The organism is Pseudoduganella guangdongensis, from assembly GCF_009857475.1.
Taxonomy (GTDB): Bacteria; Pseudomonadota; Gammaproteobacteria; order Burkholderiales; family Burkholderiaceae_D; genus Rugamonas; species Rugamonas guangdongensis.
In genome coordinates this window covers 85,354-104,590 of sequence record NZ_WWCJ01000003.1, presented here as the reverse complement: position 1 = coordinate 104,590, position 19,237 = coordinate 85,354, and the positions used below count along the sequence as shown (strand labels likewise).

Below are 19,237 nucleotides of genomic sequence, written 5' to 3'. Positions count from 1 at the left end.
TGTTCGATTCTTAACGCACCTCAGTCGTGCTGCCGTCCATCCGTGGTGTCATCCATTGCGCGGAAGCCTTGGTTGGAGAGGGTTTCTTCGCTCTGTTCCCCTTCCTTCTGTTCTTCAAACCTGTCTGACACATCCAATAAAAAGTCTTCGCCGTTTGCCAGCGAGATCTTGTAGTTCGGGGTTCCATCCTCGTGCGGGATGACGATGCGTCCCAATCTATCCGTCAGCCCCTCCTTGATCTTGACTCCGCCTTTGAGAACTTCGTATGGGACGTCGGCTAGCGGCGCTCCCGTTCCATGTCGCCGTATGCTGCTATGCAGCTCGCCCTGTTTCGGCTCAGAGGCTTCTTCCTCTGGAGGCTGGGGACGGTTACGTGGGCTGAGGGTCTCCAGGTTGCCGTGAAAGATCGTGGGCGATGGAGTGAAGAACTGCACTTTCTCGCTGATCTCGATCATTGAGCTAGCGCCGTGCAGGCGCACTCCCTTCCGTCCGCGAATCTCGACCCAGTCCGATTCGCTAATCAGTGAAAGAACCTTTTTCGCGACAGCTTCGATGTCGTCATCTTTGGCGCGTATAGATACCTTTCCAGATGCAGCTATTAGCTTCATTCCGGCTTTGCGAACAAATAGCCTGAACGTTTCGCCGATACTGGCAAACAAGCTGTCGCCGGCAGCCAAGGACAGGCTTCTGCCGGTTGTCAGCGCTGTATGCTCTTCGCTAGCGATATGGGTCGAGCGCGCCGATGTGGTCTCGATGCCTGCGGGACTTGCTATCAGTAGGTGTGGGTCCTTGAACTCGGAACAGCCCTCTCCAGCTCCATCTCCTTCGATGTCTGCGTTCTGGGAATCGATGGCACTTGCAGCGGCAGCTTGCTGACCTTGGCCCTCCTGAGCCTTGTACTGTTTCGCTTCTTCGGCGAGGGACTTGTGCCTGTCGCTGGCTGCCACCAAGCGGCTTAGGGTTTCCTGCATACTCGTCGCGTGCGACGCTGCATTGGGACGACACTCCGTCGTAATCAACATGCCCTTCCCCGCTCGCATCACGCCCCATGCATTGGTAGTCAGCTCCCATCCCTCACCGCGTGCATCCATCCGGCCTTGCGCATTCTCGATCCGGGTGATGCTGCCTAAAGAAAGCTGGCTGCATTGATGGTCGCTTTTGAGCTGGACTTGCATCGCGTCCTTGGTGTCGTCCAGGATCAGGTGGTTGCTTTGCCCGCCGTTCGCGCTCTTTAACTCGCGGCTGCGTAATCCGCTCAACGCCTGCTGGCCAGGTAGGTGCCAAGGCGGCATGTTCTGGCGGTTGTAGACCACGCCGACCACGATTGGCCTGTCGATATTGCCGTCCATGAACTGGACGACGACTTCCTGGCCGATGCGCGGCAGGCACATTTGACCGAGATTTGCTCCAGCCATGGGCATCATGACGCGTATCCAGGGCGAGCTGGCCTGGTCGAAGGTTCCAATCCGGTCCCAATGGAATTGCAGTTTTACGCGGCCTAAGTCGTCGGTGTAGATGTCCTCACCGGCTGGGCCGACGACAAGGGCTGTTTGCACGCCAGGATTGACGCATGCTTCGCTGTTGTGGCGGAGCCCTGGACGCCAGGAAATGTCGCCGCGTATGCAGGTCAGGGTGTTGTTGTACTCCGACTTGCCATCGCGCCCCGCCGGGTAGTTGTTGCTGGCGGTGTGTTCGACCGAGACGATCAGGTAATTGCGCGAGGCGATGCTGGGTTTCGGCCTGTCGCCTGGAGTGGGGCGGCGTTCTTCTGCGCTGAAGTGGCCGGCGAGTGTAAACAGGCGACCTGGCTGCGCGGCGCGATCATTGCCGCTGGCCTCGAAGTACTGGGTGTTGCGCTCGCGACCTTCCAGCCTGCGCCGTGCCAGCGCATCGCCTTCGTCGCGCTCGGAGTAGGCGTAGGCGCCGGCGTTTTCATACAGCTCGTAGTCGTCTGCCGCATCGCCCTGGAGATTGAGCGAGTCGGCGCTGGCAACCTGAGGCAGCGGGCTCTCATAGTCAAAGCTGGCGAGGGACAGCTTGCTGGAGCCCAGCTGTCGCGTGGCTTGCCAGTCGCGGATGCCATCGCCATCCTGCGGGCCGACCTGGGCGCGGAAGTGCATGGCGTCATCTGCACCGCTGACGTGTGCGGCGTCGATAGCGTCGGCCTGCAAAGAGCTGTCGCTGAGGACCAGCGTATGGCCGTCGGCCCTATGCTCGTAGCTGTAGTAAAGGCCTGCGTCCTCCCAGCGGCGGTGCAGGTGGTTGTAATCGGTTTCATTGTGCTGGTTGGCGACGGTGAGCTTCTTGTCGGCGTACTCAAGGCTCATCCTGGTGCGCCAATCGCGCTGGCGGTAGTTGGCGAAAGTGGTTTCTGTCAGTTCGAGTACGCTGCGGTAGTGGAATGAGACGTTGTCCTTGCGCAGTTTGGCGAAAGCCAGCCAGGGCTCCAGGACCATCTGGTAATAGGCGAAGCCGCCATCTGTTTTGACGAAGCGGAACGAGCTCACATACCCATTCATGTAACGCAGGCTCCCGTCTTCGCGCACCAGCGAGATAGTCACCATCCTGGCCATCATGCTTTTGAGCGTAATATGCACGTCGTCCGATAAAACCTCGGCTTCGATGCGGAAGTCGCGCGACAGCTCTTCGCGCATATGGACTTTGTTGACCAGCATCGTCGCGCGCGGGCCGTCTTCGCGGGGTAGATCCATGCGTATCAGGCGATTGTGCTGCGATTGGGCGCCGAATACGGACAACGCCTTGATGCCTGCCTCCACGATGCCGTCCATCTTTGCTCCTTCGCGCGATGTTGTGGTCCTTACGCCCCTTGGAAACTATAGGTGGGCGACGCTGGCCAGGTTTTGATAAGCCTCAAACTGCTGCGCTGCGACGGCTTGGCTTGGGTAGCAGGTAGTCAATCGATGCCCTGCTTACCTTTCCGCTGCGGCCAACCAGAAAGGCGTCCCATGCCAGGCGCCGCGCGGCACCTGGCATGCTTCGCAATACCACACGCTGAATGCAAGATGGTCGAAGCAGGAGCCGCACCGCAACCTCCACCTTATCCAGCCCGAATAACGCCAATACGTCCGCTAGCGCTAAGGCGGCCGGTTCGCGCGGCAGGAAGCGCTCCACATCCTCCGGTTCAAGCGGGCCAATGTTCAGCCGTATGGCTGTATCCCTCCGCCTGATTCGTCGTCCCAAGGCAGCGCCATAGCCCAGGCGCGCAACGCTTCCACCAAGCTTGCTTCGCTTACTGTCAGGTATCACGTCCCACGCGGCGACAAAGGATTCGAGCTGGATTGGTACGTCAAAGTACGTGGTCAGAACGCGCGAGACGGAGGTCGGCGCCACAGGACGCGTGCCCAGAATCGCTGCGTAATAACCCAAAAAGTGAGGCGCGACGCCTGGCAGGCCGCCAAACGCTTCGGGTGGAATTCCCGCAAGGGCCGTCAAGAACGGCAGCTGCTCATCCCGGCCTTGCAGGTTGAGCGATTGCTCCAGCCGGTGTTTGGCCCAGGCGTTGAAGTACAGTGTCACCATCCGCTGGGAGAACAGATTGAAGAAGGCATGCGGAGCTTCGTCCGAGTTTCTGTGACGGGCCGCTGCTATGCGCTCTGTCATATGCAAGGGCAGTGTCCCACATACGCCCAGCAAGCCGAAGAAGCTGGGCGTCAAAGTGATCCGCGCGCCATCGCCGCGCAGCGCGGAAACTTCGCTGGGTGGAAAGCTCAAAGACAGGCTGTTCTCAAATCGCAGCACTTCGGCCATCACGCGCTCTGGCGGCATTCCGTTCTGGCCCACCCAACGGAGCAGGATGCGCATCGCCTGTACAAACTGGAAGCGCTCAGGCGCTTCAAGCAGCTCCTGGATTACGCTAAGGTCTGATAGCCGCTGCGTGGTTGGCATCGCATAAGCTCCTTTTCGGTCTGCCGTGATATCACTACAAGTTCGATAAAGCTGTTCACCTGTGCGTACAATCCGAGAAACTGGTCTACTACTTCGACAAATAGCGACAAGCCGCTTCCAACGAAGGCTTCTTCATCCAGCGTCAGTCGCACTTCTGTCCCGTGTACCAGCGAGGTGCCGAACTTGTTGCGTAGCCAGGTAGCGGTCTCGCGGCTTGCCAGTCCAACGATGCCCTCGATCTGCCGGCTCGAAACCGGTGACTGCGGCAAGTCGTACAAGGACAGCATTGCGCGAAAGGCCGGCAGTCCGTCCTGGCATAAACCATGGTGGTTCAATGCCAGGTGCGATATCAGCCGCCAATGCAAGCCGAAGCCGCGCCCCCAGCGCAGCGCCTTGCTTGGCTTGCGCAGGAAGCGCGCGGCAAAGCCGGCGGCGTCACGGATCGGTGTCAGGCTGCCGTCACGCTCGCCTTCGCGCAAAAGGTGCGGCAAGTCGCGGTTGGTGCAGTTCATTTGAATCGACAGGCTGGCGCTTTCCACCGCCTCCGGATTGAAATCGCCATCCATGAGCGTTATGCGCTTTTCCTGGCCTGGACTGATTTCAGCGAGCGCATCATCGTGGCGAAGCATCCAGTAGTGTCGATTTACAGCAGGGTCATCACCATAGCGCTGCGAGTAGAGGGGGCGGAACTCGGTGACGGTCTCCTGCCGTTCGCGCCGGCGGACCATGGTGACTGACTCGATCGAATACACCTCGTAGGCCTCCGGATGCGTTGCGTCGGCGGAAAGGACGTAGTCGGCTGTCCGGTGCGTTACGGCGACAGGTTGGCAGGGGCGTTGGAACAGGTTGACTGCGGGACTGCAGCCCAATAGGAGGTTGGTCTCCGACAGCATTGCAAGCAGTCGAGCCAGATGCGAATCAGGCCGGATGCCGCCGATGGCAAGGTGCAGAGTGAGCGAGCTACCATTCTGGGGCAGATGCGTGCGAAAAGGCGCTAAGTCGATATCGAAAAATCCGAACTTCTCGGGGTAGGCAAAGTACTCGCTGAAAATGCGGTAGGCGGCGTGCGAGCGGGCATCGAATGGTGTCAGTGCCTCGGCTTCGGCGAATCCGACTCGCTTCAATGGTGCGGTCTTCAGGGGAATCCAGCGTCCGGCTTCCACCTCGATGAATGCACCCACCGTCCGCATGAACAGGGCGTCCCTCAGGGCTGCGCAAAACGATGGCTCGCCGTCGATGAAGACGCGCAGTGCGCCCAGTTGCGTTGGCAGGCCTCCTTCAATGCGGATGCTTAGTGTTGAACAGGCAGTATGGGGCATCGCCATGCCGGCGGGCGGCCGCGCAAGCGCTTCGAAGCGTGCGTCAGTCAGTCGTGCCGGGGTCAGGGTAATGTCATACGCGGTCTGGAATCGGCATCGCACGCCGCGAACCATGGCGGTGTCCATCTCTGTGCCTCGCGGGATAACGAGCATCGGTGCGGCGTCTGCCGATCTGGCGCTGGGATAGCTCGCGCGAACGATCGAGCATGAGGGAAACGGTCGCAGGAAATGCGGGAAAAGCGTTTCGAGGAATGCCTCGGTGAACTCCGGGTAGCTGTCGTCAAGCTTCTTGGCTATCCGAGCCGATAGCAAGGCTGTCGATTGAATCAACTGCTCTATATGCGGATCTGGGCAGGTATCTTCGTCCAGCTGCAGCTTGCCGCCTACGCTGGGATAGCGTTCGCAAAACTCGCGACCGAGCTCGCGCAGATAGACCAGTTCCCGTTCGAAGTATGGCAGCAAGTCCTCCATCATCGCTCCTCGTTTGGCGTGCAAGCATCAGGCAATCGTCGCACAGCAAAAAGAGTGGCCTATGAGATTTGTCAATAAACTTCATGGAGAAGGCTTCAAACTCAATGGACGTGCAACGCCTGTCTAAGGAGAACAGAATGACCTTGTCATTGAAAGTACTGTGGTCCGAGGGCTTAACGCTGGATGCCCAGCACTTCCAACAACTTGACCGTTACCACGAGGCCAGGCTGCAGCACATTGCGTCTGTGCTGAACCCGTTCTCCTGGGGTGTACAAAAGGCCCGCTGGACGATCGAGGGCGGCAGCAATAGCCTGCTCCATGCGCACGCATTGACGATTATCTTCAGGGATGGCGAAATCTATCAAGCGCCCTTCCCTGACGAACTGCCCTTGCCGATCGACCTTGGCACGCTGGATCCCGACGAGCAATGCTTCGTCTTCTATGCGGCGCTGCCATTGCAAAAGGCCCACGGCGGGAACCTGTCGGGATCAGATGCCCCGCGCGATAGCGCAAGGTATGCCTCGGTTGAGGAGGAGACGCCAGATCTCTATACAGACGGAATCAACGTCAGCGTCACCTACCTCACCAAGAGCGTTCGCCTGCTGACCCATCTGGACGTTCGCGATGGCTATGACTGCATCCCTTTGCTGAGAGCCCGGCGCAAGGCAGATAGCACCTTTGAGATTGATCCCACGTTTATACCACCTTGCGTTTCGGTCAGCGCCAGTCCCGCATTGGAGGAAATCCTGCGCAGCCTTATCGGCAATCTGAGCGCAAAGTGCGAATCGCTTTATCGCCTTCAGCGCCAGCCACGCGGCCACACGATCGAGGTACCCAGCGGCGATGCATCATCCTTCTGGATGCTGAACATCGCGTTAGGTGCAAGTGCAGTCTTGATGCATATCGCAAAGTCCGGGCATACCCATCCCGAGCGCTTGTTCGAGCGCCTGCGGGAACTTGCCGGAAGCTTGATGGCTTTCTCGCGGAAGTACACCATCTCGGACCTGCCCGCATACAGCCACGAAGATCCCGCTCCAGCGTTCCACGCCATGAGTTCAATGATCCGCGATCTGCTGGATACTGTCGTCAGCTCAAAGTACATCACCATTCCATTGACCGTCAGCGACAACAGCATGCGGTATCAGCAGGGACGGCTGGATAGCAGCCTGGCCGCGGGGAAGGCTTCGTTCTATATCTCGGTCAGCGCCAACATGCCGGCACTGAACCTGGTGGCCGAGGTGCCACGCCAGCTCAAGGTGGCCTCGCCGGATGCGATCGACGGTCTGGTTAGAAATGCCTTGCCGGGGGTGCAGCTGGTCTACATGCCACAAGTACCAACGGAGGTTCCGGTTCGACCCGACACCTATCATTTCTCGCTTGAGAACAGAGGTGAGCTTTATGAGGCAATGTTGAAATCCCAGGCAGTTGCCATCTACGCCCCCAGCACCTTCTCAGACCTGAAACTGGAGCTATTTGCCATTACCGCTTGACGGTTGCGGTCTTTCGACATCAATCGCCCCGCTGGCCATATCCGGAGCCAGAACCACGCGACTCGTTGCTGGAGCATTGATTTCTGATCCATAGACATGAAGCGCCAGCGCTTTCCACCACGGCTTCCAGTCGCCTTGCGCTGTTCGAACACCACGCGCACGCCGGTCGGCGATTCTTCACAGCGGATTCTCTGGCGCAGGTAAGCGCCGCGCTGATAGCCAAGGCTGGTGCCGTCGTCGGCGTAGATCTCGCCCGCGCAGTCGGGGCCGGGATAGATGTGGAGCTCCAGTGCGCCTTCCGGTGTGGCTGTGGTGCTTTGCACGAGCGGCTGCTTGGGGATGATTGCGCCGGGGCGGACGTAGATCGGAAGCCTGGCGATGTCGGGGGTGAGGCTTTCGCTGTCGCCTGCAAGGCGGCGGCCGGTCCAGTAGTCGTACCAGCCCTTGGCCGGCAATTCCACTTTGTAGTCCCCGGGCGATTCAGGCGTGGGCGACGGTGCTACCAGCAGGTCATTGCCGAGCATGAACTGGTCTTCGGTGCCGCCAAGGCGGTCGCCTTTTGCGAGCACCTGCGGGATGTTGAGGAAGACTGGGCGCAGCATGGGGATGCCGCTGCGGCTGTTCTCTTCCGCTGCGGCGTAAAAATAGGGCATGAGCCGGTAGCGTTCCTCGATGAAGCGGCGGCGGATCTCGACATGCGTGGCGTCGCCGACCCATGGTTCCTGGGCAGGGCGGTTGGTTTCGGCGTGGGCGCGGAACAGGGGCGTGAAGGCGCCGATCTGGAACCAGCGGGTGAGAAGTTCCGGCGATGGATGCTCGCCGGCGTAGCCGCCGACGTCGTTGCCGGCGAAGGAGAAGCCGCTCATGCCGAGGTTGAGCAACTGGTGGATGCCCATTTTGAGGTGCTGCCAGCTCGACGCGTTGTCGCCGGTCCAGGTGGCAGCGTAGCGCTGGCCGCCGGCGTAGGTGGCGCGGGTCAGCACGAAGGGGCGGAGGTCGGGCTGCAGCCGGCTCACGCCTTCGTATGTGGCGCGGGAGTTCAGTTGGCCGTAGACGTTGTGCAGTTCGGCGTGGCTGGTGCTGCGCGGTGCGAAGTCGTCGCTTTCGATCCGGTGCACCACGTCGAGCGGCATGGTTTTGCTGGCGACGTTGAAGATGGAGGGCTCGTTCATGTCGTTCCAGAATCCGGCCACGCCATCAGCCAGGAAGCCTGCGTACAGGTCGCCCCACCAGCGGCGTGCTTTGGCGCGGCTGAAGTCGGGGAACACGGAGGCGCCCGGCCAGACATCGCCTGAGTAGTACTTTCCGTCAGGGAGTTTCAGGAACACGTCTTGCGCCGCCCCGCTGTCGTAGGCGGCGTAGCCCTGCCCCGGTGCGTTGGCGATGTGCGGGTCGGTGATCAGCACCAGGCGCAGGCCTTGCGCGCGCAGGTCGCTGGCGAGCTGGCGCACGTCTGAGAAGGCGTTGCGGTTGACGGTGAACGGGCGCGCGCGGTCCTGGTAGTCGATATCCATATAGATCACATCGGCGGGCAGGCGTTCGGCGCGCAGGCGCTGGGCGATGGCGCGCACTTCGGCGTCGGTCTTGTAGCTCCACTTGGATTGCTGAAAGCCGAGCGCCCATTGCGGCGGCAAGGGCGCGGTTCCGGTCAGACGGGCGTACTGCTGCAGCACGTCCTTGGGCGCGGGGCCGGACATCACGTAGTAATCGACTGGGCCGCCTTCCGCGCTGATGGCAAGCACGTCGCGCTCGGTCTTGCCGAAATCGAAGGTGCTGCGCCATGTGTTGTCGAGGAATACACCGTAGGCTTGGCCCCGGTCGCCAACTGCCATGAAGAACGGAATCGATTTATATAAGGGGTCGGTAGCCTGGTTGAACTTGTAAGCGTCCGAGTTCCACATGGTGTAGGCGCCGCCTTTGCGGTCGAAGGTGCCGGTCTTATCACCAAGGCCGAAAACATGGTCGGCGCCGGCTAGCTTGCCGCGCAGGCGGAATCCGCCTGTCGCGGACAGGGCCGAGCGGCCGGCCAGATCGGCAAGCAGTACCTTGCCGTTGCCGTCCAATACTTCGGTTTGCAGCGTACGGTGGTTGATGCGTGCGCTGATGCCCGCTCCACGCAGCTGCAGCGCTTCGCGGTTGCGGCTCACATGCAGCGGATGGCGTGCCGCGCGCGTGGCGGCGGACACCGCCCATGAGGCGTCTTCCGGCAGCTTGCCACGGCCCATGCGGATGCGCATGATACCGCTGGCGGGGGTGCTGACTTCCAGTACGACGCCGCCGCTCGCGAGGACGAAGCGGTCAACTGTTTCGGCGCGCAGTGCGCCTGCGGAGAACAGCGCCGTCAGCAGCGCCAGGAGTGGTGCTGCGCGGCGGCGCGGGCGCGGACTACTTGGGCGCATACATGGACGCGTATTTGGCGCCGAAGTACAGGATGAATGCGTAGCAGGCGGCTGGCAGGACGAAGGACAGCTGCACGCCGATCGCGTCGGCCAGCGCACCCTGCGCGAACGGTACCAGCGCGCCGCCGACGATCGCCATGCAAAGAATGCCGGAGCCCTGCCCCGTGTATTTACCCAGGCCGTGCAGTGCCATGCTGAAGATGGTTGGGAACATGATCGAGTTGCACAGGCCTACCGCCAGAATCGCCCACATGGCAACGCTGCCGGTGCCGAAGGACGCGGCCAGCACCAGGCCGATTGCCAACAGTGAGTTAACGGCCAGGGTTTTGCCCGGACTGGCCACGCGCATCACGACGAAGCCAATGAAGCGGCCAATCATGGCGCCACCCCAGTAGATGCTGACGTAGTGCGCCGCGTCGGCATGCGCCAGGCCGGCAATGTGCGCCTCGCCGAGGAAGTTGATAAGGAAGCTGCCGATGCTGACTTCCGCCCCCACGTACAGGAAGATGCCGATCGCGCCCAGCACAAGGTGGCGATGCGCCCAGGCGGAGCCGTGGCCCTCACCTGCCAGCGGTGCGTCCTCGCTGTCTGCGATCTGCGGCAGTTTGGCGAAGGCGAACAGCACGGCCAGTAGAACCAGTGCTGCGGCCAGCGCCAGGTAAGGTCCGCGCACGGTGGCTGCTTCGGCTGCGGCGCCGAGTGCCGCGCCGGCGCTGGACAGGATCAGCAGGCCGCCAATGGCCGGGCCGATGGTGGTGCCAAGGGAATTGAAGGCTTGCGTCAGGTTCAGGCGGCTGGAGGCGGTGCGGGCCGGGCCGAGCACCGTTACGTAGGGGTTGGCCGCGACCTGCAGCACGGTGATGCCGGATGCGAGCACGAAGAAGGCCAGCAGGAACAGACCGTAGCCGCCGAAGGAGGCCGGGTAGAACAGCACACATCCGCCAGCCGCGATCAGCAGGCCGGTGACGGCGCCCTTCTGATAGCCGATGCGGCGGATCAAAGCGCCCGCCGGCATGGATACGATGAAGTAGGCGCCAAAGAAGCAGAGCTGCACCAGCATGGCCTGGAAGTAGGTCAGCGTGTAGATCGCTTTCAAGTGCGGGATCAGGACATCGTTCAGCGAGGTAATCAATCCCCACATGAAGAACAGGATCGTGATGATGACCAGCGCGCTGGTGTTGGTGCCGTTCTGCACGCCGTCCGCCACTTGCGGTGGCGCGGTGGAGGCGCTGTTGTGTGCCATGTTTGCCATGCTTGTCTCCTCTTTTGTTTTTTACATGCCAGCCGGTGGGCGCGGCAGGTCGCTGCTGCGCGTGCCCCAGCCTTTGGTGTCAGGCTGCGGCGTCAGCTTGTAGCTCAGGGTGCCCGCCGCTTGCAGCTGCTCCCAGTCCAGCCATACGCGCGACAGCGGGCGGCCGCCCCATTGCACGGACTGCACGAAGCGGCGCTCGCCGGGCTTGGCCTCCGGCGCTTCGATGCGCAGGATACGGCCTTGCGGCAGGTCGATCTCGGCGCGGGCGAAGCGCGGCGCATGCAGCAGGAAGCGGCCGCTGCCCGGCGTGTCCGGGTACAGGCCCAGGGCGCTGAACAGGTACCAGGCCGACATGGTGCCCAGGTCGTCGTTGCCGGTCACGCCGCTTGGGCCGTTGCCGAACAAGGTTTCCGCCGCGCGCAGCACAGTGGTGGTTTTCCACGGTTGGCCCATCAGCGTGTACATCCACGGCGCGTGCAGGTCTGGCTCGTTGTTCGGGTTGTAGCGGAACTGGCTGTAATAGCTATAGGCACCCACCACCCACGATTTGCGTACGGCGGCGGGATCGGCGTGCACCGCATCGTAATCAAAGAACTGGTCCAGGCGGTTCAGGGCCTTGTCGGTTCCGCCCATGGCTGCGGCCAGGCCGGGCACGTCTTGCGGCACCAGCCATTGGTACTGCCATGCCGTGCCTTCGTGGAAGCCGCGCTCACCGCGCGGGTCGTACTCGCGCCCTACTTCGGCGAACCAGTTGCCGTCCTGCACGCGCGGACGAGGGAAGCCGCGCAGGCCGGTCGGGGTATCGACCACGTTCGGGTCCCATACTTTGCGCCAGTTCAGGGCGCGCTTCTCCAGGGCCTGCGCGTCTTTGGCGTGACCCAGCGACTTGGCCATCACGGCCAGCGCGCTGTCGGCCAGCGCATACTCCATGGTGGCGGAAGCGCCGTGGTGCGGGTCGATGTCCATGCCCTTGGCGACAAAGCTGCGGTCGTACTGCACAAAGCCGTTCTTCAGGTAGCTAGGGTTGCCGGCACGGCCTTGGGCGCGGTTGCGGTGCGGCGGCACGCCGAAGGCGTTTTCACGCAGGGCGGCGTAGGCTTCCCGCTCGCGGCCTTTTAGGGCGCCGTAACGCCACAGGTCAACCATGAATGGCGTGACCGGGTCGCCGGTCATCACATTGCTGTCGAAGTTGGCGTAGCCCCAGCGCGGCAGCCATCCGCCTTCGCTGCGGATCTTCAGCACGGAGTTGGCGATGTCGCGTGCGCGCTCGGGGCGCAGCAGGGCAAGCAACTGGTTCTGCGCGCGGTAGGTGTCCCACAGCGAGAAGAACTCGTAGTAGGTCCATCCTTGGGCGGTGTGGATGGCGTCGTCGTAGCCGCGATAGCGGCCGTCGGCATCGCTGCCGGTCAGCGGTTGCAGCAGTGCGTGGTACAGCGCGGTGTAGAACACGGTGCGGTCGTCGTTGCTGCCGCCTTCAACGCGTACGCTGCGCAGTTCTCGTTGCCAGGCCGCTTGCGCCTGTGTGCGCATGGCGTCAAAGCTGAGCGGCTTGGCGTCGGCCATGCCTTCCGCGCGCAGGTTGATGCGGGCGCCCTCGGCATCGACGTGGGAGATGGCGCTGACCGCCGTCACGGCGCTGCCGTGCTTCAGGTCAAAGCTTAACCAGACGCCATGTGGGCGTGCTTCGCCTTGCTGGCTGGGGCCTTTCGCGCCCGGCCAGCCGCCACGGTCGTCCCAGATGCCGTGGGCGGCAAAGGGCTGGTCGAAGACCATGCGGAACCAGGTGGTGTACTGGGCGCCGCCGCAGAAGCTCTTGGTGGTGATCTTGCCTTCGATGCTGCGCTCATCCAGCACCTTCACTTCACTGCCGACCACGGAGTGGCGTTCATTGGCCTGGCCGATATTCAGCAGCACGTGGCCGGTGCCGGCGCCGGGCGCAAAGGTGTAGCGTTCCGCTGCGGCGCGCGTCAGGGCGGTGGTTTCGGCGGTGATGCCGCCGTAGCTGGTGAGCTTGACCTTGTAGTAGCCAGCCTGGCCTACTTCGCCTTCGTGGGTGTACTCGGCGGCGTAGCGTTTCTGATCGAAGGCGCCTGGCTTGCTGGTGTCGAAATCGCCGCCTGGTCCGATGCGGCCTGTCACCGGCAGCACCGACAGTTGACCGCCCTGTTCCCAGCATCCAGCTCCGGAGAGGAAGGAGTGCCCGAAGCCGCGAATGCGCGGGTCGCTGTAGCGCCAACCGGCGTAGTGCTCGCCGATCGGGCTGACCTGGATCATGCCGAAGGGGGCGGATGCGCCGGGGAAGGTATTGCCTTCGTCCTGGGTTCCGATAAAGGTGTTGACCGGGCGCTCGGAGGTCTGCGCGGCGAGTGGCACTGCCATGACTGGCAGGAGCGCAATCAGGGCAAGGCGCGCGAGGCGCAGCATGCGCGGGGCGTGTGTTGGAATCTCAAGCGGGGTACGGCTCATCACTTTACCTCTCCTTCGAGTACGGCGAACAAATGGTTCATGGCGGACGGCTGCGGCGGGGTGGCGCCGGCCTGCTGGCAGGCGGCGGAGCCGGCGGCCAGTGCTGCGTGCAGGTGCGATTGCAGCGTGCGGCCTGGATGACGCGCAAGGCTGTGCAGGAGGCCGGCCACGCTGGCGTCGCCTGCGCCCACGGTGTCCACCACCGTGACGGCAGGTGCGCGCGCGTCGGCGCGTTGCGGGCCGTGGTACAGGGTGGCGCCCTGGCCACCGCGCGTCAGCAGGCAGTATGCGTCGGGCTTGAGGGCGCGCAGCTGCTCTAGCGCGGCGTCGAGCGACAGGCCGGGGAACAGGCCGCGCAGGTCGTCGTCGGAGACTTTGACCACGTCGGCCAACGCCGCCATGCGCTGCAGGGTCGGCGTGTAGCGCTCGTCCATCAGGTTGCGGAAGTTGGGGTCGTAGCTGATCGCCACGCCCTGCCCTTTCAGTTGCTCCGCCAGCGCGACCAGGGTCGATGCCAGCGGTTCGCGCGCCAGGCTGATGCCGCCGAAGTGAGCCCAGCGCAGCGCGCCGGACCAGCCATCCGGCAGCGCGGCGGGGTCGAAATGCAGGTCGGCGGAATCGTCGCCGATGAAGAAGTAGCGTGGCGGCTCGCCTTGTTCCACGATCGCCAGCAGCGGCGAACGGTCCACGCGCTGCAGCAGGCGCATATCCAGTCCCACCGCTTCGCTGGCGTCCCACAAGGCATTGCCGAACCTGTCGCGGCTAATGGCGCCGGCAAAAGCGGTGCGTTCGCCCAGCCCGGCCAATGCCCGCGCCACGTTCCAGACCGAGCCGCCGACGCGGCTTGCCCACTGTTCTTCGCCCTGCTGGATCATGTCGGTCAGCGCCTCGCCGGCGCACAGCATCAGCGGCGCGTCATGCATGGCCGCCCTCCGCCAGCGCCTTCACGATGTCGTAGCAGGCGCCCATGGTGTGGTAATCCACCTTGCCGGCGGGGCTCTTTTCGTCGCTCAGTTTGCGGTTCTCGCGGTCCAGGATGCGGAACCACGCGCCATGCTCGTGGTCGACCATATGGGTCCAGCTGTATTCCCACAGGCGCTGGTACCAGTCCCAGTAGTCGGCGTTGCCGGTGCGCTGCGCCAGCATGGCTGCCGCCGCCGCGCTTTCGGCCTGCACCCAGAAGTACTTGTGCCAGTCGCAAATGGCCAGGTCCGGCGCCAGCGAGTAGCACAGCCCCCCATGCTCGGCGTCCCAGCCCTTTTCCAGCGCCACGCGGAACAGGCGTTCCGCGGTGGGCAGCAGCCAGCCCAGGTCTTCTTTCAACACGCTGCTACCCCACTTTTCCAGTTGCAGCAGCAACTTGGCCCATTCGGTGAAATGGCCCGGCTGGTAGCCCCAGGGGCGGAACAGGTTTTCCGGATCGTCGAAGTTGAAGCGCCAGTCCGGCTGCCATTCCTCGTTGTAGTGCTCCCAAATCAGTCCGCCGCAGCGCTGCGCCTGGCGTTGCGTGATGTTGAACGCCACGGTGTAGGCGCGCTCCAGGTAGCGCCGTTCGCTGGTCGCCTGAAAGGCCGCCAGCAATGCCTCGCAGGCGTGCATATTGGCATTCTGCCCGCGATAGCTGGACAACATGCTCCAATCGGCGCTGGCTTCATCGGCGTACAGGCCGGATTGCGGGTCCCAAAAGCGGCGCTCCATCAGCTCGAAGGTCTCGCCGATCCATGGGCGCGCTTCTTCCACGCCGGCCAAGGTGGCGTGCGCGTAAGCCAGTAGCACAAAAGCCTGGCCGTAGGCATGCTGGGTGCCGTCCTCCACGCGGCGGCCGTCCAGCATCCAGGCATAGCCGTCGCCGTCCGACCGGCGGTGCGCTTCGCGCAGGAAGCGCACCGCATGGCGCGCGCCTTCCAGGTATGCCGGGTCGTGGAAGTGGCGGTAGGCCATGGCGTAGGTGAAGACAAAGCGCGTGCTGCTTACCAGGTGGCGGTGCTGCGCGTCGTAAATGCTGCCATCGTCCTTGAAGAAGTGGAAAAGGCCACCGGCCGGATCGATTGCGCGCGGGTGGTAGAAGCGCATGGTGTGCTGCGCATGGGCGAGCAGAACGGCCGGGCTGCGAAAGTTCGGGAAATTAGGCATGGGATTTCAGGGTTGGGGGTGTTAGTCGTCGAAGCTGCTCTCGCGCACAATCATCTGGACCGGCACGGTGATCTGGGATGGTCCTTCGTCCTGCTTGTTCAGCAGCAGCTCGATGCCCGCCTTGCCCAGTTCTTCCTTGTCGACATGGATGGTGCTGAGCGGTGGGATGGCGGCGGCCGCGGCGGCGATATCGTCGAAACCGACAATGGCAATGTCGTGCGGGATCTTCATGCCCTCGCCCAGGCAGTACTTCATGGCCGCCAGCGCCGTGCTGTCGTTGTAGCAGAAGACAGCGTCGGCCGGCTTGGGCAAACTCAGGATGCTGCGCATGGCTTCCACCACGCCCTCGTCGCCTTCGCCCATGGTTGGCACGATAACTTCCAGGTTGGGGTCGGCATGCACCTTGGCGTCGAACAGCGCCTGGCGGAAGCCGCGATTGCGTTGCTGGATGCTGTAATGCGCGAGAGAGCCGGAGAGCATGGCAATGCGTTTACGGCCGCAACGCAGCAGGTGCTGGGTCGCCAGGTAGCCGCCGCGCATATTGTCCGGGTTGACGGAGGTGAAGCCGCGCCAGTGCATATCCACCAGCACAATCGGCTTGCCGACTTGCTGCAGGGTTGCCAGCACTTCCGGCTCGAAGAAGCCGGCGCAAACAATGGCGTCCGGCTGGTGCAGGCGGATCTGCGCCAGCACCGGCTCCGCCGGGCCGACGGCGATAAAGGACAGGGCGACACCTTCGCGCCGGCAGGCGGCTTCCGCCCCCTGCAGCACCGGCGAGAAAAAGGGGCTGGAGGCGAGCGTATTGTGCTGGTTGTGCAGCAGGAAGGCGATGCGGCGGATGCGGCCCTTTTTCAGCTGGCCGAAATCGTAGCCCAGGCGCATGGCGGCTTCGCGCACCTTGTTGCGCGTTTCCTCTGTCATGCCGACCTGGTTTTTCAGCGCGCGCGACACCGTGCCGATGGATAGACCGGTGGCTTCCGCAATGCCGCGCAGGGTAACCTGGCTCATGGATCTTGTCTCCGAAATTCTTTTTTATTAAACGCTACTTTTTATATCAGCCGCCTATGAAGAGCGTCAATCAATGGCGTGGATTTGGCGCGCTTTTAGTTTGTTTTACTAAACACGGTACGCAGCCGCAGCGCCTTGCGCAGGGCGGCCAGCGTAGCGCGGGATGACACGCGCAGGGTCGCGCTTTCACCCGGCAGCAGGGTCAGGGCGTTATCCGCCACATCGGCCTCGATTCCGCCGAAATCGACCCATACGCCGCGCGCCAGGTTCTCCGCGCGTAGCTGCAACACAAAGCCTTTGCCGTCTTGCTGCAAGTGCGCCGACAGGCCGGGGGCTGGCCAGAGCAGATCTTTCGCCGCCTGGAAGTACACCACATGCCTCGCGACCGGCTCGCCTGCCGCTTGCAGCTCGAAAACGGCAATGGTGCTGGCCGGGTCGGCGCTGCCAAGCAGCTCGGCGTCGGTATAGCTTGCGACGCGGGTTGCCGCCAGCGCGGCCAGTGTGCGCTGCTGACGCTCATCGCGCAGCACCTTGCCGTCCAGCGTCATCAGCCGCAGCCGAAGTTCGCCCTGCACGGTGCGGGTGCGGTCGTTGAGCAGGCTGACGGTGGTTAGGCCTTCGGCGCTGCGCAGGGCGGCGACCGATACCGGGGCGAAGAAGCGGCGGGCGTGGAAATGCAAAGCCTTCCAACGCCCGAACCAGTCCACACTAGACCAGGAGGCGCCCGGCCATACGTCGTTCAGCTGCCAGTACAATGAGCCCATGGTGTACGGGCGGCTGGCCCGGTGGTGCAGCGCCGCGAGCTCGATACCTTCGGCCTGCATGACCTGGCTCAGATAGGTGAAGCTGGCGAAGTCCTTCGGCTCACCGAACTCGTAGCCCACGTATTTCAGCAGCCGCTCGTTGCCTTTTCCTGCCATGAATTTCTGGTGCGCCTCGATCACTGGCGCCGCAATGCTCTGCTCCTCGCGGCGGGCAAAGGCGTCGATGGTGCGCTGCACCGGCCACGCCTGCAGGCCGTACTCGGACATGAAACGCGGCGTGATCTGCAGGTACTGGGAGGGCGGATGCGCGGGATTGCCCCACACCTCCCAGTAATGCATGTCGCCGCTGGCTGGCGTATTGGCGACTTCGGCCAGGTCGTCGCCCGGGGAGCTGGCCCAGTAGGCGATGCCGCCGCCCTCTTCCTCCACCACCTTGCGCAAGTCGGTACCGAACAGCTGCACATAGCCGTTCCAGACTTTGCTGGCAAAGGCAGGATCGGCCGCCGTCATAGCCTTGCCAGGGCCCCAGTATTTCCAGGCGATTTCTTCCTCGTTATTGCCGCACCAGAGCACCAGGCTGGGATGGTTGCGCAAGCGGCGCACGTTGTCGCGTGCTTCGGCGACCACGTTGGCGCGGAAGGCGTCGTCATACGCCGGCTGCATGCCGCCGCCGAACATGAAGTCCTGCCAGACCAGCAGACCGAATTCATCTGCCAGGTCGAAGAATTCATCGCTCTCGTAGTAGCCGCCGCCCCAGCTGCGAATAAAGTTCATATTGGCGTCCCGCGCGGATTGCAGAACGCGGCGCAGTTGCGCCTTGCCGACACGGGGCTGGAACATGTCAAACGGAATCGTGTTGGCGCCTTTGGCAAAAATTGGAATGCCATTGACGGCAAAGTAGAAGCTCTTTCCTTTCGCATCCGGCTCGCGGCGCAACTCTACGCTGCGCAAGCCGGTACGGGCGTTGGCGCGGGCCACGATGCCTTTGCCATCCAGCACCTCTACCTCATAGCGGTAGAGCGGCTGCGCGCCATAGCCAGTGGGGAACCAGCGCTGCGGTTGCGCGATCCGCAAGGGAAGCTCCAGGCGGTTGGCGCCCGCCAGCATGGCGACTTGGCGTTGCGCCGCCAGCATGCGCGCTCCATCCGGTGCGGTTTGCCACAGGCGCACTCCGAATTCACCAGGGTGGATCGCGTCCGCCGACAGAACAGCGACGATATCGGCGTAGCCCTCTTCCACACGGTCCTGGCGCAGTTGCAGGTTGTCGATACGAACCGCATTCCAGCTGTGCAGGACGACCGGCTTCCAGATGCCGGCGGTAACATAGCGCGGCCCCCAGTCCCAGCCATAGTGGTAACCGGGCTTGCGCGCAAAGTTGGCGGTCATCGCGTCCGGCGGTTCATCGCCGTAGGGCGACGGGTAGTTGCCGGCCAGTTTGTGCGGCATGGCCTGCACTTGCGGCAGCAGCTTATTGATCGGGGAACGCAATACGATGCGCAGCTCATTGCCTTTGGCGCGCAGCTTTCCCTGCACCGGCACACGCCAGGTGCGGAAGGCATTGTCGGCATCAAGCAGCTTTTCGCCATTCAGCCAGGCCTCGGCAAAGGTATCCAGCCCTTCAAAAACCAGGTCGCTGCGGGCGGCGTTAATTGCGGCGCGCGGAGCGTCGAAACGGGTACGGTATTCCCAGTCCGCAAGCCCAATCCATTGCAGGCCAGCTTCGGGAGCACCGATATACGGGTCGGGAATCAACCTGTGCGCGTACAGGTCGGTATGCACGGTGCCGGGCACCTTGGCGGCGCGCCATTGTGCTCCCGTGGTGAGCTGGCGAAAGGCCCAGCCTTGGTCGATGGTGAAGCGAGCCGGCGCGGCCAGTTCGTGTGCGGCTGCCGCCATTGCCATCGCGGCGAGCCAGATACCAAGCAGCAGTCGCGTAAAAGGCACGGAAATCGAATGCGTGGGCATGGCGGGCATCCTGGGCAGAAAAAAACTCCCCGGCCCGAAGGCGCGAGGAGGAACTACAGGGGGA

General features: G+C 63.0%; 11 protein-coding genes. 1 reads left to right on the top strand and 10 read right to left on the bottom strand.

Annotated features, from left to right (window positions below):
* Nucleotides 1–20: 20 nt before the first annotated feature.
* The 3 genes from GTP41_RS04810 to tssF form a co-directional block, all read right to left on the bottom strand.
* Entirely contained in the window at nt 21–2,789 is a 2,769-nt protein-coding gene (locus GTP41_RS04810) for a type VI secretion system Vgr family protein (protein WP_161024440.1), read from the bottom strand.
* Nucleotides 2,790–2,871: 82 nt separating this feature from the next.
* The gene (gene tssG / locus GTP41_RS04805) at nt 2,872–3,906 is read right to left on the bottom strand and encodes a type VI secretion system baseplate subunit TssG (RefSeq protein WP_161024439.1); all 1,035 of its coding nucleotides are present in this window, start codon (nt 3,904–3,906) and stop codon (nt 2,872–2,874) included.
* Nucleotides 3,870–5,699, bottom strand: a complete 1,830-nt coding sequence (gene tssF, locus GTP41_RS04800) for a type VI secretion system baseplate subunit TssF (protein ID WP_308700832.1) — start codon at nt 5,697–5,699, stop codon at nt 3,870–3,872. The genes tssG and tssF overlap by 37 nt, the downstream gene beginning before the upstream one ends.
* A gap of 134 nt (nt 5,700–5,833) precedes the next feature.
* Here tssF and tssK point away from each other — a divergent pair, with 134 nt between their 5' ends.
* Entirely contained in the window at nt 5,834–7,186 is a 1,353-nt protein-coding gene (tssK, locus tag GTP41_RS04795; RefSeq protein ID WP_161024438.1) for a type VI secretion system baseplate subunit TssK, read from the top strand.
* On the opposite strand, the gene GTP41_RS04790 is transcribed toward tssK, so the two are convergent.
* The 7 genes from GTP41_RS04790 to GTP41_RS04760 form a co-directional block, all read right to left on the bottom strand.
* Entirely contained in the window at nt 7,129–9,585 is a 2,457-nt protein-coding gene (locus tag GTP41_RS04790; protein ID WP_161024437.1) for a glycoside hydrolase family 31 protein, read from the bottom strand. The genes tssK and GTP41_RS04790 overlap by 58 nt on opposite strands.
* Nucleotides 9,572–10,837, bottom strand: coding sequence for a sugar MFS transporter (locus GTP41_RS04785; RefSeq protein ID WP_161024436.1), 1,266 nt, complete (start codon nt 10,835–10,837; stop codon nt 9,572–9,574). The genes GTP41_RS04790 and GTP41_RS04785 overlap by 14 nt, the downstream gene beginning before the upstream one ends.
* 21 nt (nt 10,838–10,858) lie before the next feature.
* Entirely contained in the window at nt 10,859–13,303 is a 2,445-nt protein-coding gene (locus GTP41_RS04780; RefSeq protein WP_229502753.1) for a GH92 family glycosyl hydrolase, read from the bottom strand.
* Nucleotides 13,303–14,226 (bottom strand): carbohydrate kinase family protein, encoded by a 924-nt coding sequence (locus GTP41_RS04775; protein ID WP_161024435.1) that lies wholly within the window; start codon nt 14,224–14,226, stop codon nt 13,303–13,305. Before GTP41_RS04775 ends, GTP41_RS04780 begins: the two co-directional genes overlap by 1 nt.
* Entirely contained in the window at nt 14,219–15,436 is a 1,218-nt protein-coding gene (locus GTP41_RS04770; protein ID WP_161024434.1) for an AGE family epimerase/isomerase, read from the bottom strand. The genes GTP41_RS04775 and GTP41_RS04770 overlap by 8 nt, the downstream gene beginning before the upstream one ends.
* A gap of 21 nt (nt 15,437–15,457) precedes the next feature.
* A complete protein-coding gene (locus tag GTP41_RS04765; RefSeq protein WP_161024433.1) occupies nt 15,458–16,444 on the bottom strand; it encodes a LacI family DNA-binding transcriptional regulator in 987 nt (328 codons plus the stop codon).
* Nucleotides 16,445–16,539: 95 nt separating this feature from the next.
* Nucleotides 16,540–19,173 carry a beta-mannosidase gene (locus GTP41_RS04760; RefSeq protein WP_161024432.1) on the bottom strand — a complete coding sequence of 878 codons (2,634 nt, stop codon included), beginning with the start codon at nt 19,171–19,173 and terminating at the stop codon, nt 16,540–16,542.
* Nucleotides 19,174–19,237 lie beyond the last annotated feature (64 nt).